14 protein-coding genes are annotated in these 15,715 nt (G+C 70.9%); 8 read left to right on the plus strand and 6 right to left on the minus strand.

Features of this window, described 5'->3' with window-relative positions; all coding sequences use genetic code 11:
* Positions 1-85: 85 nt before the first annotated feature.
* The gene (locus ALIDE2_RS02645) at positions 86-1,570 is read right to left on the minus strand and encodes an AMP nucleosidase (protein WP_013517464.1); all 1,485 of its coding nucleotides are present in this window, start codon (positions 1,568-1,570) and stop codon (positions 86-88) included.
* Between the two features lie 35 nt (positions 1,571-1,605).
* On the minus strand, positions 1,606-3,702 hold the full coding sequence (locus tag ALIDE2_RS02650; protein WP_013721322.1) for a putative bifunctional diguanylate cyclase/phosphodiesterase: 2,097 nt from the start codon (positions 3,700-3,702) through the stop codon (positions 1,606-1,608).
* Positions 3,703-3,804: 102 nt separating this feature from the next.
* Between ALIDE2_RS02650 and ALIDE2_RS02655 the strand changes: the two genes are divergently transcribed.
* The gene (locus tag ALIDE2_RS02655; protein ID WP_041700580.1) at positions 3,805-4,758 is read left to right on the plus strand and encodes a cation diffusion facilitator family transporter; all 954 of its coding nucleotides are present in this window, start codon (positions 3,805-3,807) and stop codon (positions 4,756-4,758) included.
* Positions 4,755-5,198: a D-aminoacyl-tRNA deacylase gene (gene dtd, locus ALIDE2_RS02660; RefSeq protein ID WP_013721324.1), complete on the plus strand. Its 444-nt coding sequence runs from the start codon at positions 4,755-4,757 to the stop codon at positions 5,196-5,198. Before ALIDE2_RS02655 ends, dtd begins: the two co-directional genes overlap by 4 nt.
* 65 nt (positions 5,199-5,263) lie before the next feature.
* Here dtd and ALIDE2_RS02665 read toward each other — a convergent pair whose 3' ends face one another.
* The gene (locus tag ALIDE2_RS02665; protein WP_013517468.1) at positions 5,264-6,010 is read right to left on the minus strand and encodes a sulfite exporter TauE/SafE family protein; all 747 of its coding nucleotides are present in this window, start codon (positions 6,008-6,010) and stop codon (positions 5,264-5,266) included.
* A 165-nt stretch (positions 6,011-6,175) separates the two neighbouring features.
* Positions 6,176-7,123, minus strand: coding sequence for a LysR family transcriptional regulator (locus ALIDE2_RS02670; protein WP_013517469.1), 948 nt, complete (start codon positions 7,121-7,123; stop codon positions 6,176-6,178).
* 104 nt (positions 7,124-7,227) lie between these two features.
* On the opposite strand from ALIDE2_RS02670, the gene ALIDE2_RS02675 reads away from it, so the two are divergent.
* Genes ALIDE2_RS02675 through ALIDE2_RS02690 form a run of 4 tightly spaced genes read left to right on the plus strand, consistent with a single transcriptional unit; the run spans position 7,228 to position 12,103 of the window.
* Positions 7,228-8,199, plus strand: a complete 972-nt coding sequence (locus ALIDE2_RS02675; protein WP_013721325.1) for a Bug family tripartite tricarboxylate transporter substrate binding protein — start codon at positions 7,228-7,230, stop codon at positions 8,197-8,199.
* A 19-nt stretch (positions 8,200-8,218) separates the two neighbouring features.
* Positions 8,219-9,469, plus strand: coding sequence for a CaiB/BaiF CoA transferase family protein (locus ALIDE2_RS02680; RefSeq protein WP_013517471.1), 1,251 nt, complete (start codon positions 8,219-8,221; stop codon positions 9,467-9,469).
* 32 nt (positions 9,470-9,501) lie between these two features.
* Complete coding sequence (gene acuI / locus ALIDE2_RS02685) at positions 9,502-10,488, plus strand: acrylyl-CoA reductase (NADPH) (RefSeq protein ID WP_013517472.1); 987 nt, start codon at positions 9,502-9,504, stop codon at positions 10,486-10,488.
* Positions 10,489-10,543: 55 nt separating this feature from the next.
* Positions 10,544-12,103, plus strand: coding sequence for an AMP-binding protein (locus ALIDE2_RS02690; protein ID WP_013721326.1), 1,560 nt, complete (start codon positions 10,544-10,546; stop codon positions 12,101-12,103).
* Positions 12,104-12,119: 16 nt separating this feature from the next.
* Here the strand turns inward: ALIDE2_RS02690 and ybeY are convergent, their stop codons facing one another.
* On the minus strand, positions 12,120-12,572 hold the full coding sequence (gene ybeY / locus ALIDE2_RS02695; RefSeq protein WP_013721327.1) for an rRNA maturation RNase YbeY: 453 nt from the start codon (positions 12,570-12,572) through the stop codon (positions 12,120-12,122).
* Positions 12,573-12,623: 51 nt separating this feature from the next.
* Positions 12,624-13,574 carry a PhoH family protein gene (locus ALIDE2_RS02700; RefSeq protein ID WP_013517475.1) on the minus strand — a complete coding sequence of 317 codons (951 nt, stop codon included), beginning with the start codon at positions 13,572-13,574 and terminating at the stop codon, positions 12,624-12,626.
* Between the two features lie 47 nt (positions 13,575-13,621).
* Here ALIDE2_RS02700 and ruvA point away from each other — a divergent pair, with 47 nt between their 5' ends.
* Together ruvA and ALIDE2_RS02710 are read left to right on the plus strand one after the other, a co-directional pair.
* On the plus strand, positions 13,622-14,194 hold the full coding sequence (gene ruvA / locus ALIDE2_RS02705) for a Holliday junction branch migration protein RuvA (RefSeq protein WP_013517476.1): 573 nt from the start codon (positions 13,622-13,624) through the stop codon (positions 14,192-14,194).
* A gap of 37 nt (positions 14,195-14,231) precedes the next feature.
* Positions 14,232-15,713, plus strand: coding sequence for a trypsin-like serine peptidase (locus tag ALIDE2_RS02710; RefSeq protein WP_013517477.1), 1,482 nt, complete (start codon positions 14,232-14,234; stop codon positions 15,711-15,713).
* Positions 15,714-15,715: the final 2 nt, after the last annotated feature.

Below are 15,715 nucleotides of genomic sequence, written 5' to 3' on the forward strand. Positions count from 1 at the left end.
AGTGCCCCCGGGCTGGAGACAAGCGGGGTTTTTCGTTACGTAGTTGCCCATATCCCGGGAAAACCGGCGCGCGGGCATCGGGTCTCTACTGGAACGCCACCTCGGCAAAGCTGCGCAGCTTGCGGCTGTGCAGGCGCTGCACGCCGCCGGCGCGCAGGATGTCGATGGCGCGCATGCCGATGAGCAGGTGTTGTTGAACGCGCTCGCGGTAGAAGTGGTTGGCCATCCCGGGCAGCTTGATCTCGCCGTGCAGCGGCTTGTCGCTCACGCATAGCAGCGTGCCGTAGGGCACGCGGAAGCGAAAGCCGTTGGCGGCGATGGTGGCGCTCTCCATGTCCAGCGCCACGGCGCGGCTCTGGCTGAAGCGGCGCTGGGGCATGTTGTCGGGCAGCAGCTCCCAGTTGCGGTTGTCGGTGCTGGCCACGGTGCCGGTGCGCATGATGCGCTTGAGGTCGGGGCCGCCCATCTGCGTCACCTCGGCCACGGCCTGCTGCAGCGCGACCTGGATCTCGGCCAGCGCGGGGATGGGTACCCACAGCGGCAGTTCCTCGTCGAGCACGTGGTCCTCGCGCACGTAGGCGTGGGCCAGCACGTAGTCGCCCAGCTGCTGGCTGTTCCTCAGGCCCGCGCAGTGGCCCAGCATCATCCAGGCGTGCGGGCGCAGCACGGCGATGTGGTCGGTGATGGTCTTGGCGTTGGCCGGCCCGACGCCGATGTTGACCATGGTGATGCCGCTGTTGTCGGCGCGCACCAGGTGGTAGGCGGGCATCTGCGGCAGGCGCGGCGGGGGCGCGCCCAGCTCGTCGCCGGGCTGCGCGGGCAGGCCGGTGCGGCGCGTGACCACGTTGCCGGGCTCGATGAAGGCGACGTATTCGCTGTCCGCCCGGGCCATCTCGGCATGGCCCAGGCGCACGAATTCGTCGATGTAGAACTGGTAGTTGGTGAACAGCACGAAGTTCTGGAACCACTCGGGCAGGGTGCCCGTGTAGTGGCGCAGGCGGTGCAGCGAGTAGTCCACGCGCGGCCCGGTGAACAGCGACAGCGGCTGCGCCTCGCCGGCGCTCGGCGTCCAGGTGCCGTTGGCGATGCCGTCGTCCATGGCGGCGAGGTCGGGCAGGTCGAACACGTCGCGCATCAGCGTGCGCCGCTCGGGGCTGAGCGTGCCCTCGATGTAGTCATGCTCGGCGAACGAGAAATGGATGGGGATGGGCTGCCGGCTCAGGCCCACCTCCAGCTCCACGCCGTGGCTGGCGCGCAGCAGGCGGAACTGTTCGGTGTAGTAGCCCGCGAACAGATCGGGCCGCGTGAGCGTGGTCTCGTAGCACCCGGGCCCCTCAACGAAGCCATAGGCCAGCTGCGTGGCGGCGCGCGCCACGGTGGCGATCTGCACGCGCACGTAGGGGTAGCAGGCGCGCACGTGGTTGGCGGGCGTCTCTCCGGCCACGAAGCGCTGCATGGCGTCGCGCAGATGGCCGATCTGCTGCTGATAGATGTGCTGCACCTGCGCCAGGGCGTCGGCGGGTTCGGCGTGGAAGCTGGGTTCGGTGATGAATGCGAGGGAGGAGGCCATGGGCGTATTGTCCATGGCGCGCCGTCATGGCGCCGTCACGAAGCGGCGGCCGGCAGCGCGTGCAGCCATGCGCGCGTGCGCCGCACGTCCATGGGGGGCGCGATGCCGAAACCCTGGGCCAGCTCGCAGCCCAGGCTCTGCAGCAGCGTCAGTTGCTCGGTGGTCTGCACGCCCTCGGCCACGGACTGCAGCTGCAGGCTGCGGGCGAGCTGGACGATGGCGGTGACGATGGCCACGTCGTCGCCGTCGGCCGGCGTGTCGGCGACGAAGGAGCGGTCCACCTTGAGCTTGTCCAGCGGGTAGCGCTTGAGGTAGGTGAGTGACGAGTAGCCCGTGCCGAAGTCGTCCACCGTCACGGCCACGCCCATGGCCTGCAGCGCCTGCAGCGTGGCGCGCGTGTGCTCGGCATGCTGCATGAGGGTGGTCTCGGTGATCTCGACCTCCAGGTACTGCGGCTCCAGGCCGGTCTCCTGCAGCACGCGCGCGATCTCGCCGGCCACGTCGCGCTGGCGGAACTCGATGGCCGACAGGTTCACCGCCACGGGCACCAGCGCCAGGCCCTCGTTGTGCCAGGCCTTGAGCTGGCGGCAGGCCTCGCGCAGCACCCAGCGGCCTATGGGCGTGATCAGGCCGCGCGACTCGGCCAGGGGGATGAAGTCGTCCGGCCCGACCAGGCCGCGCTGCGGGTGCCGCCAGCGCACCAGCGCCTCCAGCCCCACCAGGCGGCCCGAGGCCACCTGCACCTGGGGCTGGTAGTGCAGCTCCAGGGCGTCGTGGAACACAGCCTCGCGCAGCAGGTGCTCCTGCTGCAGCACCTCCGCTGGCTGTCCCTCCATGTCCGGCGTGTAGAACAGGCGCGTGCCGCGCCCGCTCTCCTTGGCCTGCTGCATGGCGGCGTCGGCGCGGCGCAGCAGCTCGTCGGGGCCGTAGCCGTCGTCGGGGAAGACACTGATGCCTACGGAGGGCGAGGGCGACAGCTGTGTCTCGCCGATGGTGTACACCGCACGGATGCGCTCGATCAGCGCGTCGGCCGCGGCGGCGGCGGCCGCGCGGCCGCGCAGGCCGCTCAGCAGCACCACGAACTGGTCGCCCCCCACGTGGGCCACGAAGTCGGTGGCCTTCACGCCCTCCTGCAGGCGCCGGGCAACCTCGCACAGCAGCTGGTCGCCGGCCTCGTGACCCAGCGATTCGTTGACGGTCTTGAAATGGTCCAGGTCGACGAACAGCACGGCCGAGCGCTTGCGCCGCTCCTGCGCCGTGGCGACCGTGCGCGCGAGCTGCAGCATGAGGTGGCGGCGGTTGGGCAGCTGGGTCAGCGGGTCGTGCAGCGCCAGGAAGCGCGCGCGCTCCTGGGCCTGCTTGCGCGCCGTGATGTCGCGCACCACTACCACCCGGTACTCGTCCTGCTGCTGCGGCAGGGTCTTGCCCACGGCCTCGATGGGGATGGCGTGGCCGTCCTTGTGGCGCATGGCCAGCTCGTATGGGTACTCGCGCCCGCGGCGCGTGTATTCCTGCGCGAGGGCGCGGTATTCGGGCTGGATGAAGTCGAAGATGGACCGCCCCACGAGCTCGGCCAGCGTGTAGCCGGTCATGCGCTGCAGGGACGCGTTGGCGTCCAGGATGCGGCCGTCGCGGTGGAAGGCCAGGCCCTCCTCGGTGGCCTCGGCGAACTTGCGCATGCGCTCCTCGCTCTGGCGCACGGCCTGCTCGGCCTCCAGGCGCTCGGTGACGTCGTTGACCAGCACCAGTATGCCCGGCGTGGCGAGGCGGCCGCCGCGCGGCTCCAGCTGCGGCCGCAGACTGAACTCCAGCATGCGCATGCGGCCGTCCGGCCCCGCCTGCTGGCACAGGTGTTGCACGGTCTCACCCCCGAGCGCGCGCTGCACGCAGGGCAGGATCTGCTGCCAGGTCTGCTCGCCCAGGATGTCGCGCGCGGTGGTGCCGAGGATGCCGTCCGCCGTCCGCTCCATGAAATCGGCGAAGCGCTGGTTGGCGAAGCGGCAGCGCAGTTCCGGGGATTCGTAGTAGGCCAGCATGACCGGCACGGTGTCGGCCACCAGGCGCAGCAGCGCTGCGCTGGCGTGCGAGCCCGATCCGGACGGGACGGGGTCGGAGGGGGGCTTTGCGGGCATGGGCGGTGGCCGAAGGGTCTGCAAGCTTATAGCGTATTGCCCGTACTTTGGCGAGCGCGGCGCATGTCCTTTCGGCCAGTGGGGGGCAGGGATAATCCCGACATGCCCCATGCCGCCGCCAGATCCCTGCATGTCCCCGCCTGGATGACGCCCCACAATCTGCTGCGCGCCTCGATGGGCGTGGCCGTGCTGACCATCGCCCTCAAGACCCTGGCCTGGTGGATCAGCGGCTCGGTCGGGCTGCTGTCGGACGCGCTGGAGTCCTTTGTGAACCTGGCCGGCGCCATGTTCGCCCTGGCCATGGTGACCGTGGCCCGCCGCCCGGCGGACGCGGACCACCCTTATGGCCACCACAAGGCAGAGTATTTCTCCTCGGGCTTCGAAGGCATCCTCATCGTGGGCGCGAGTATCGCCATCCTCTGGGCGGCCGTGCTGCGCCTCATGCACCCGCAGCCGCTGGAGCAGCTCGGCTGGGGCATGGGCCTGTCGCTGCTGAGCACCGCCTGCAACGGCCTGCTGGCCTGGGGCATGCTGCGCGCGGCGCAGGTGCACCGCTCCCTGGCGCTGGAGGGCGATGCGCGCCACCTGATGACCGACGTGTGGACCTCCATCGGCGTGGTCGTCGGCCTGCTGGCCGCCAGCGCCACGGGCTGGACGTGGATGGACCCGCTGGTGGCCATCGGCGTGGCGCTGAACATCCTGCGCGAGGGCGGCGCGCTGATCTGGCGCGCATCGCAGGGCCTGATGGACGAGGCCATGGAGCCCACGCTGCTGGCGCGCGTGTACACCGTGCTGCAAGAGTACGGCGGCGCCAGCGGGGGGGCCGTGCACTTCGACAGCCTGACCTCGCGCCGCGCCGGCGCGCGCAGCTTCGTCGATCTGCACATGCACGTGCCCGGGCGCTGGACGCTGGCCGAGGCTGCCCGGCAGCGCAGCGAGGTGGAGCAGGCACTGATGCAGGCCGTGCCCGGCCTGCGCGCCACCATCGAGCTGCTGCCCGAGGACCATGACACGGTGTTCGAACAGAAGGTGCAGGCCGGGGAGGAGCAGCCATGATCGGCCTGCTGCAGCGCGTGAGCGAGGCGCGCGTGGAAATCGCCGGCGAGGTGGCCGGCCGCATCGGCGCGGGCCTGCTGGCCCTGGTCTGCGCCGAGCAGGGCGACGGCGAGCAGCAGGCCGACAAGCTGCTGGCCAAGATACTCAAGCTGCGCATCTTCACCGACGAGGCCGGCAAGATGAACCGCAGCGTGCAGGACGTGGGCGGCGGCCTGCTCATCGTGAGCCAGTTCACCCTGGCCGCCGACACGCGCGGCGGCAACCGCCCCGGCTTCAGCCAGGCGGCGGCGCCCGCCGAGGGCGAGCGCCTGTACGACTACTTCGTGGCCCGGGCGCGCGCCGCGTACCCGGAGGTGGCCACGGGGCGCTTCGGCGCCAGCATGCAGGTGCACCTGGTCAACGACGGGCCGGTGACCATTCCGCTGCGCATCGCGCCTTGATTGCTCATGAATTAATAGCTTATTGCGCTTGATGGGAAAGCGATACAGGCCAATTCGGCCATGATTCACTGTTTCCAGAAGAACAGCCCCGCCATCACCAGCCCCGTCGCCACGATGCCCCAGCGCAGCACGGGCGCGGGCAGCCGGCGCGCCGCGCGCGCGCCGCCGTAGCCGCCCAGCGTGGCGGCCACCATCATCAGGAGGGCCTGCGGCCACAGCACGATGCCGCCCGCCGCGTAGATCGCCACGGCGATGGCCGTGAGCAGGGCGGAGACGAGGTTCTTCATGCCGTTCATGGCGTTCAGCTGCGTCTGCCCCAGCAGGCCGAACAGCGCCAGCAGCAGGATGCCCAGCCCCCCGTTGAAATAGCCGCCATAGGCCGCCACGGCCAGCATGCCCAGGCTGGCCTTCCAGGGCGCGGCGCCGTGCCGGCCCGAGCCCGCCCACTGCCGCAGCTGCGGCCCGAAGGCGAACAGGGCGGTGGCCGCCAGCAGCAGCCAGGGCACGACCTTGCGGAAGGTGGCGTCGGGCGTTACCAGCAGCAGCGCCGCGCCGGCCGAGCCGCCCGCGAGCGACAGCGCGACCACGGCGCGCATCGACAGGCCCGGCGGCGGCTGCATGTCCTCGCGAAAGCCCCAGGCGCCCGCCATGTAGCCGGGCAGCAGCGCCACGGTGCCGGTGGCATTGGCCACCACGGGCGGCACGCCGGTGAAAACCAGCGCGGGCAGGGTGAGGAAGCTGCCGCCGCCCGCGACGGCGTTGAGGGCGCCGGCGACGAAGGCGGCGGCGAGGAGCAGGGGGGTGCCGAACATCGGGGCGATGTTATGCGCCGAGGGGCAGCCCGAAGGGAAAGGCAGCCGGGCGGCGCATTGCGTCGTTGCGGCTCGCTTGCGTAGCCGAGCTACGCGGCACTCGCCACGCCTAGCACTGCACCGCCCGGCTGCCTTTCGCGTGGGGAAATCATTCGATGACAGGCCCTAAGGCGCCGGTGTTTCGCCCGAGGCCGCGAGCCCCAGCGTGGAGCGCAGCAGGGCCACGCGGGGATTGGCCACGGCGCCGCGGTATATCAACGCTACCGGGCCGGTGGAGATGCCCGGCACGGCCCTGACCTCGCGCACGCCCAGCGATGCGGGCGCAGCCCGCAGGGACGCACTGGGGACGGCGCTGATGCCCAGCCCCGCCTTGACCAGCTGCAGGTTGGTGAACGGACTGGTGGACTCGATCACGGGCGTCGGCGACATCACGCTTTCGCGGCGGAATACCTCCTCCATCATGCGCCGCAGCATCGAGCTGCGCGTGGGCAGGACCCAGCGCTGGCGCGCCAGGTATTCCCAGTCACAGGTGTGCGCATGGCCTGCGGGGTGGTCCGCCGGGGCGATGACGGTGAAGGCCGCATCGAACAGCTTCTCATAGCGCAGGGGCTGGCCGGCGGCTTCGGGCAGTTCCGTGGGGTAGCTGGTGATGAGTGCGTCGAGCTGGCCGGCCAGCAGGCATTCCACCAGCAGCGGAACCCGTTCCTCTTGCAATTGCACCCGGACATGGGGGTGCTCCGCGATCAGCCGGGACAGCACTTCGGGCAGATACCCCTGGGCCACGAAGGGCGGCGCGCCGATGCGCAGCTGGGTGACGGCAGGCTGCTGCGAGGTTTCTTGGCCCAGGTGCGCCAGTTCGTTGAGCAGCATTGCCGCCCCGCGGATGGCGGTCTCGCCCTGGGGCGTGGGCTCCAGCCCGCGCGCGGTGCGTATGAAGAGCGGTGCGCCGAAGGCGGCTTCGATCTCGCCCAGGGCCTTGCTCAGCGCCGGCTGCGTCAGGTGCATCAGGCCGGCTGCCGCGCGCAGGCTGCCGCCCTCGTGCAGGGCCAGCAGCAATTGCAGGTGCCTGAAGCGCAGGCGGGATAGCAGGCGCTGTGGGTCGAAGTCCGGCATAAGTGATTACCAAAGGTTTTCGATCCATAGAAACATATCACTATTAGAAAACTCATGGCTCACCTATCCTGCCTCCACTACGACACGCGACAAGGAGACACACCATGGATAGACGCGCCTTTCTCGCCAGCGCATTGGCAGCTACGGCCACCTCCGCGGCTTGGGCGAACAGCTTTCCTTCCCGCCCGGTGCGGGTGATTTCGCCCTATGCCGCCGGCGGCGGGCCGGACGTGCAACTGCGCCAGACGGGCCCGTCGCTGGGCGAGGTGCTGGGCCAATCCATCGTGATCGAGAACAAGGTCGGGGCGGCGGGCGTGCTGGCCGCCCAGTACGTGGCGCAGCAGCCGGCCGACGGCTATACCTGCCTGCTGGGCTCCAATACCCACTTGATCCAGAAACTTCTGCAGCCGGGGCTGCGCTTCGACCCGATCGGGGACTTCGCCCCCGTCAGCAATCTGATGTCCTCGCCCACGGTGCTGGTGGTGCGTGCCGATGCGCCGTGGCGCACGGCCCAGGAGCTGATCGCCGCGCTCAAGGCGCAGCCGGCGCAGGCCAACTATGGCTCGGGCGGCATTGGCACATCGGCCCACCTGGCCGGTGCCACGCTGGCGTCGCTGGCCGGGCTGCAGGTGACCCACATCCCGCTCAAGGGCTCGGTGGAGATCGCCGCCTCGCTGATCCGGGGCGACACCCAATATGCGTTCCCGGTGGCGGGCACGGGCATTCCCCAGGTGCAGGGCGGCAAGCTGCGCGCCCTGGCCGTGACCAGCCGCAAGCGCCTGAGCCAGTTGCCCGACGTGCCGACGCTGCAGGAAGTGCTGAACAACGAACTGGCGGTGCAGGAGTCATGGTTCGGCCTGTGGGCCCCGGCCAAGACGCCGCCGGCCGTGCTGGACACCCTCAATGCCGCGGTACGCAAGGTGGCGGCGCAGCCTGCGCTGCGCGCGGCCTTCGAGGCCGTGGGCAACGAGGCCACGGCCAGCGCGTCGCCCCAGGCGTTTGCCGACTTCGTGCGCAGCGAGAACCGCAAGTGGGCCGAGATCATCCAGCTGGCCGGCATCACGGCCAACAGTTGAGCCGAAAGCGAGAATGGATATGGACAAGCCGTTGCAAGGGGTGCGCGTCGTCGACATGTCGCACGTGATCGCGGGGCCGCTGGCCTCGCACTACCTGGCCCAGCTGGGGGCCGAGGTCATCAAGATCGAGCCGCCCGGCGGCGAGGTCATGCGCAACAGCCATGCGCCGGGGGAAAAGAACGAGGGTGGACTGCCTTCGGGATTCGTGGCGCTCAATGCCGGCAAGCGCTCCCTGGCGGTGGACATCCGCCAGCCCGAAGGAGCGGACATCGTGCGTGCGCTGGCCCGCACGGCCGACGTGTTCATCGAGAACTTCCGCCCCGGCGTGGTGGCGCGCTACGGCCTGGGCTACGAGGATATCCGGGCGCTGCGGCCCGATGTCGTCTACTGCTCCATCTCGGGCTTCGGCCAGCAGGGCGACTGGGCCCGGCGCGGCGCCTACGACCACGTGGTGCAGGCGCTGACCGGCATGATGATGATGGCGGGCGACGATGAGCACGCGCCGCCCGTGAAAGTGGGCTTCCCGGTGATCGACGTGGCCGTCGGCATGCTGGGCGCGCTGTCGATCACGGCCGCGCTGCACAAGCGCAATGCCGGCACGCCGGGCGCACGTGCCGGCCAGCACATCGATGCCTCCATGCTGCAGGCTTCGATGATGCTCATGTACCCGCATGCCTGCACCTATCTCACCCATGGCACCGAGCCCCGGCGCGTGGGCAATCGCGGCTACACCGGCAGCCCGGCGGCCGACACCTACCGGTGCGCCGATGGCTGGCTGTCCACCGCCGCCAACACGCCGGCGCAGTTCCGGCTGCTGGCCGGCGTGCTCGGGCTGGAGGCCCTGTGCGACGACGCGGCGCTGCTCGACATCGACGCCTTCAACGCGCCGCAAGGGGGCTTCGTCGTCGCACGCGACCTGCCCGCGCTGCAGGAGCGCCTGCGCGCCGCCTTCGCCGGGCGTAGCGCTGCCGACATGGAGGCGCGGCTCAACGCGGTGGGTGTGCCGGCCGCGCGCGTGCGGCGCCTGGGGGAATTCCTGGACGAAGCGCGGGATACCGGTGCGCTGCGGCCCGTGCGCTATGGTGCGCAGGGCTCGGACGTGCAGACCCCGGGCCTGGGTTTCCGGCTCGGAGGCTGCGAGCCGGCCCCGCAAACGCCCGCCCCCGGCCTGGGCCAGCATGGCCATGCACTGCTGCAGGAACTGGGCATCGAGGATGCCGTCATCGAGCAGCTGCATCGCAACGGCGTGCTGGGCGGGGCGCATCACTGAAGCCATTCGTTTCCCATCCGACGGAGTTTCTTATGTTCAAGGCCCTGCTGCTCACCCAACCCGCCCCGCGCGAAACCCATGCCGAATGCGTGGAGATCGACGAGTCCCGCCTGCCCGAGGGCACGGTGCGCGTTGCGGTCTCGCATTCGACGCTGAACTACAAGGACGCGCTGGCCATCACCGGCCGCTCGCCCGTGGTGCGGCAGTTCCCCATGGTGCCCGGCATCGACTTCGCGGGAACGGTGATCGACAGCGAGGACGAGCGCTTTCGCCCCGGCGATGCGGTGCTGCTCAACGGCTGGGGCGTGGGCGAAACGCACTGGGGCGGCCTCGCGCAGCAGGCGCGGGTCAATGGCGACTGGCTGATCCGCCGGCCCGAGGCGTTCAGTGCCCAGGATGTGATGGCCATCGGCACCGCGGGCTACACGGCGATGCTGTGCGTGATGGCGCTGCAGGACCGCGGCGTCGCGCCCGCCGATGGCCCCGTGCTGGTCACCGGTGCCAACGGCGGCGTGGGCAGCATTGCCGTTGCCTTGCTGGCGCGCCTGGGCTTCGAGGTGCACGCCAGCACCGGCCGCCCGGAGCAGGCCGCGCATCTGCAGGCGCTGGGCGCCGCGCAGATCGTGGAGCGCGGCAGCCTGGACGCGCCGGGCAAGCCGCTGCAGAAGGAACGCTGGGCCGCGGCCGTGGACAGCGTGGGCAGCCATACGCTGGCCAACGTCTGCGCCAGCGTGCGCTACGGCGGCTGCGTGGCCGCGTGCGGACTGGCGCAGGGCATGGACCTGCCAGCCACGGTCGCACCCTTCATCCTGCGCGGCGTGTCCCTGCTGGGCATCGACAGCGTCTATGCCCCCGTGCAGCGGCGCGAGCGGGCCTGGCAGCGCCTGGCGCAGGAGTTGCCGCGCGAGGTGCTGCAGCGCAATACCGAAGTGGCAGGGCTGGCCGACGTCGTGGCGCTGGCGCCCCGCCTGCTGGCGGGACAGGTGCGCGGCCGGGTGGTGGTGGATACGGCGCGCTGAGCCGGGGGCCTTGCGCCGGGAAATCCGGGGGCCTGGGCTGCTCTACGATGGCGGCATGAACCACCTCCACACCGGCGGCACCATGGCCGCGCAGCATCGTTCGGCCTTCCGGGCCTTTGCCGGCCGCGAGGCCCTGGTAGGCGGCGGAGTGCGCTGGTCCTATGCCGGGCTCGCTGAGCGCTGCCACCGCATGGCGCGCTATTTCCAGTCCCTGGGCCTGGGGCGCCAGGACGGCATCGCCATGCTGGCGGGCAACACGCCCGAGGCGGTGGTCGTTGTCATTGCGGCCCAGCTGCTGGGGCTGCGCTACACGGCGCTGCACCCCATGGGGGCGCTGGAGGACCAGGGCTTCGTGCTGCGCGACGCCGGCATCCGGCTGCTGGTGGTGGACGGCGCGCGCTTTGCCGGGCGCGGGGCCGAGCTGGCAGCGCTGGGCATCGCCCGGACGGTGGTCTCGCTGGGGCCCGCCCCGTTCGGCGCCGACGCGGTCGCGGCCTCGGCGGCGTTCGACGGCTCGGAAACGCCCATCGAGGTCCAGCCCGACGACGTGCACAAGATCTCCTACACCGGCGGCACCACGGGCCGGTCCAAGGGCGTGGTCCACCGCCAGCGCACGGCGCTGACCATGCTGCTGCAGCAGCTGGGCGGCTGGGAGTGGCCCGCGCCGGCGCGCTGCCTGGTGGCCACGCCCATCTCGCACGCGGGCGGCTCGCTGGTGCTGCCAACCCTGCTGCGCGGCGGCACGCTGGTGCTGGCCGACAAGTTCTCGCCGGCTTCGCTCCTGCAGACCGTGCAGGACGAGCGCATCAGCGTGACCTTTCTGGTGCCGACGCAGATCTACGCGCTGCTCGACTGCGCCGACCGCGCGCGCTACGACCTGTCGAGCCTGCAGCTCGTGCTCTACGGCGCGGCGCCCATTGCCCCGGCGCGGCTGGCCGAGGCGCTGCGCGTGTTTGGCCCCATCTTCGGCCAGATCTACGGCCAGGCCGAGGCGCCCATGACCATCGCCTATCTGCGCAGGGACGAGCACGACCCGCAGCGGCCCGCGCTGCTGCAGTCCTGCGGCCGCCCCCTGCCCGGTAACGAGGTGCGGCTGCTGGACGCGCAGCTGCGCGAGGTGCCGCCCGGCGAGGTCGGCGAACTGTGCGTGCGCGGCCCGCTGGTCATGGACGGCTACCTGAACCGCCCCGAGGAGACCGCCAAGGCCCTTGCCGGCGACTGGTTGCACACGGGCGACATGGCGCGCATGGACGAGCAGGGCTACCTGTACCTGGTGGACCGCGCCAAGGACATGATCATCACCGGCGGCTTCAACGTCTATTCGACCGAGGTCGAGGCCTGCCTAGCGCTGCACCCGGCGGTGGCGCAGTCGGCGGTGATCGGCATCCCCAACGCCAAGTGGGGCGAGGCGGTCCTGGCCGTGGTGGTGCCCAGGCCCGGCGCGGCCTGCCCCGAGCCGCAGGAGCTGATGGCCTTCGTGCAGCGGCACAAGGGGCCGGTGCTCGCGCCCAAGGCGGTGCAGTTTGCCGAGGCGCTGCCGCTCACGCCGCTGGGCAAGGTGGACAAGAAGACGCTGCGCGCGCAGTTCTGGCAGGGGCAGGAGCGCCTCGTCTGAGAACTACGCGATCTGATCAGCCGGCGTAGGGGTCGGCGAAGCCCAGCTCCCGCATGATTTCAGTCTCGTAGGCCTCCATCTCCTGCGCGTCCTGCTCGCCGGTCTCGTGGTCCCAGCCCTGGGCGTGCAGCGCGCCGTGCACGAGCAGGTGGGCGTAGTGCTCCTGTAGCGTCTTGCCCTGCTCGCGCGCCTCGCGCTCGACCACGGGAGCGCACAGCACGAGGTCGGCCAGCACCGTGGGCTCCTGCTGGTAGTCGAAGGTGAGCACGTTGGTGGCGTAGTCCTTGCGGCGGAACTCGCGGTTCAGGCGCCGGCCTTCCTCGCTGCCGACGATGCGCACGGTGATCTCGGCGTCAACGGCCAGCGCGTGGCGTATCCAGCGCGCCACCTTGTGGCGCGGCAGTGCCGCGCGGTGCGTGGAGGCGTCGCGCGCGAATTGCAGGGAGAGGGTGAGGTGGTTAAGAGCCATTTTTGCCTTTGACGCCCTTCAGGTAAGCGCTGAAAGCTATCGAATCAGGAGTCATTCGCCTGTGCCACGCCGGCTGCGCTGCGCGTCGTAGGCGTCCACGATGCGCGCCACCAGCGGGTGGCGCACCACGTCGGCGCTGGTGAAGCGCGTCACGGCGATGCCCTTGACGCGCTTCAGGACGCGCTCGGCGTCGATCAGGCCGCTCAGGGAGCCCTTGGGCAGGTCGATCTGGCTCACGTCGCCCGTGACCACGGCGCGCGCGCCGAAGCCTATGCGCGTGAGGAACATCTTCATCTGCTCGGGCGTGGTGTTCTGCGCCTCGTCCAGGATCACGAAGGCGTTGTTGAGCGTGCGCCCGCGCATGAAGGCCAGCGGCGCGATCTCCAGCGCGTTGCGCTCGAAGGCCTTCTGCACGCGGTCGAACCCCATCAGCTCGTACAGCGCGTCGTACAGCGGGCGCAGGTAGGGGTCCACCTTCTGCGTCAGGTCGCCGGGCAGGAAGCCCAGGCGCTCGCCGGCCTCCACGGCCGGGCGCGTGAGCACGATGCGCTGCACCGCGTTCCTCTCCAGCGCATCGACCGCGCAGGCCACGGCCAGGTAGGTCTTGCCGGTGCCGGCCGGGCCTATGCCGAAGGTGATGTCGTGCGTGGCGATGTTGTGCAGGTACAGGCTTTGGGTGGGCGTGCGCGCGCGCAGGTCGGCGCGGCGCGTGGTCAGCGGGGCGGGGCTGTCCTCCTCGTCCATCATGCTGGCGTCGCCGGCCAGCATGAGCTGCAGGTGGTCTTCCTTGATGGGGTGGTCCGCCATCTCGTAGAGTGCCTGCAAAAGCTCCATGGCCTGGGCGGCGCGGGCCTTGGGGCCGTCCACCTTGAACTGCTCGTGGCGGTGGGCGATCTTGACCTGCAGCGCCGCCTCGATGGTGCGCAGGTGCACGTCGGCGGGGCCGCACAGGTGGGACAGGCGCAGGTTGTTATGCGGTGTGAAGGTGTGGCGCAGTATCACGCTGATAATTCCGTGGGACGCCGCGTGCGACGCGGCAAAGGATTCGCATGATAGGCAAATTGACCGGCGCGCTGCTGGAAAAGAACCCCCCCGAGGTGCTGCTGGACTGCCATGGCGTGGGCTACGAGGTGCTGGTGCCCATGAGCACCTTCTACAACCTGCCCGCCGTGGGGCAGCCGGTGAGCCTGCTCACGCAGTTCATCGTGCGCGAGGACGCGCAGCTGCTCTATGGCTTCGCCACGCAGCAGGAGCGCCAGGCGTTCCGCGAGCTCATCAAGGTCAGCGGCGTGGGGCCGCGCACGGCGCTGTCCATCCTCTCGGGGCTGGGCGTGGCGGACCTGGCGCAGGCCGTGTCGTTGCAGGAGGCAGGCCGCCTGGTCAAGGTGCCGGGCATAGGCAAGAAGACCGCCGAGCGCCTGCTGCTGGAGCTCAAGGGCAAGCTGGGCGCGGACATGGGCGGCAGGCCGCACGCGGCCAGCGCGGACCAGGCCGACATTCTCCAGGCGCTGCTGGCGCTCGGCTATAACGACAAGGAAGCCGCGGCGGCGCTCAAGGGGCTGCCGGCCGACGTGGGCGTGAGCGAGGGGATCAAGCTGGCGCTGAAGTCGCTGGCCCGGTAGGGCTCCGGCCACGTTCTTGCACGAAGGAGTGAAAAACATGCGCATTTGCACAATCCGGTGGGCCGCGCTGCCCATGGCATTGGCCCTGGCCGCCTGCGGCGGCGGCAGCGGCAGTAGCGACAGCGGTGGCGGCGGCAGCGGCACCCCGGAGGCGCCCGCATGGAGCGAGCGCATCGAGCCCTACGACCCCGGCAAGTCAGCCGGCGTGGCCAAGGCTGCGGCGCAGACGTCCTCCGCGCTGGCCGACCCCGCGGACACGCGGGCCGTCATCCTCGGGCCGCTGCCCGAGTCCATTGCCAAGGCGGCCGCCGGCGCGCCCGCGGCGCCGGGCGTGCCGCGCCAGATCGGCCAGCCGCGCAGCGTGGCCGGCACGGCCAGCGTGGCGGCCACCGCCGCGCTGCTGCGCTGGAACCCCGGCCCGGACGGCGCGCAGGTGGCGGCCCTGCGCTTCGAGTCGCAAGGCGCGCGCGGCGTGCGCCTGGGCGTGCTGGTGCAGGCCCTGCCGCCGGGCGCCGTGCTGCGCTTCTACGGCGCGGCGCGGGACGAGGCCGTCGAGGTCGGCGCGCAGGAGCTGCGGGACGTGGCCGAGCGCAACGCCCGCGCCGGCGCTGCCGACGCGGTGGCGCGCACCTACTGGAGCCCCGACTTCGGCGGCCCGCAGACCACGCTGGAGGTGCAGATTCCCGCTGCCGCGTCGCCCGCCGCCGTGCAGCTGGCCGTGCCCGGGCTGTCGCACTTCACGGTCTCGCCCGCCGAGGCGGAGGGGGGCGTCACCGCCAAGGCGCTGGGCGATGCCGGCAGCTGCGAGATCGACGTGAGCTGCGACGCCGCCTACCTGGAGCAGAGCCGTTCGGTGGCGCGCATGACCTACGTGGACGAAACGGGCGCCAGCTTCTACTGCACGGGCACGCTGCTGAACGACGCGGCCTCGTCCGGCACGCCGTATTTCCTGGGCGCCAACCACTGCATCTCCACCCAGGCGGCGGCCTCCACGCTCGTCACCGACTGGCTGTTGCGCGCGGCCAGCTGCGGCGGCGGCGTCAATTCCGGCGCCTGGCGGCTCACGGGCGGCGCCACGCTGCTGTACGCGTCGGCCGCCACCGACACCTCGTTCATGCGGCTCAACAGGCAGGCGCCCGCGGGCATCGTCTATGCAGGCTCGTACTACGGCGGCGTCCCGGTCGGCACGGCGCTGGCCAGCGTGCACCATCCCGAGGGCGACCTGCAGAAGCTCAGCCTGGGCACGCTGCGGCGCTATGGCAACTGCAGCGGCGGCAGCTGCGGCGCCAGCGATTCCGGCAGCGGCGGCTTCCTGGTGCTGGACTGGCAGCAGGGCAGCACGGAGCGCGGCAGCAGCGGCGCGGCGGCGTTCATCACCATCGGTGAGCAGCGCTACGTGACCGGCCAGCTCTACGGCGGCACGGCCAGCTGCACGGCGCCCACCGGCGTGGACTACTTCGGGCGCTTCGACCTGAGCTACCGGGCGGCGCTGTACAAATGGCTGAAGCCGGGGGGGTAGCC

This window comes from Alicycliphilus denitrificans K601 (assembly GCF_000204645.1).
GTDB lineage: Bacteria > Pseudomonadota > Gammaproteobacteria > Burkholderiales > Burkholderiaceae_C > Alicycliphilus > Alicycliphilus denitrificans.